Source organism: Streptomyces pseudogriseolus (genome assembly GCA_002154585.1).
GTDB lineage: Bacteria > Actinomycetota > Actinomycetes > Streptomycetales > Streptomycetaceae > Streptomyces > Streptomyces pseudogriseolus.
In genome coordinates, this window is record MUNG01000117.1 from 56,700 (window position 1) to 56,908 (window position 209).

General features: G+C 75.6%; 1 protein-coding gene. It reads right to left on the reverse strand.

The features are described 5' to 3' along the window. The coding region (locus CCN29_RS35815) for a hypothetical protein (protein WP_442538338.1) at window positions 1-209 on the reverse strand (209 nt) is incomplete at both ends.

The window sequence follows — 209 nt, forward strand, 5'->3', positions numbered from 1 at the left end:
GGGGGCGGGTGCCGGCGAGTCGAAGCCGTGACCGGTGAGCAGGACGGTGTCGGACAGGAAGCGGGCGAGTTGCTCCAGGTTGGCCGGTCCGCCGTGGGCGAGGTACGCGTGTGCCTCGGCCGCGATGCCGACGGGGACGGTGGAGGCGGCCATCAGCTGGGCGTCCGGGGCCTGCTCGCCGGTGAGGACGACGACCGGGCGGCCGTCGG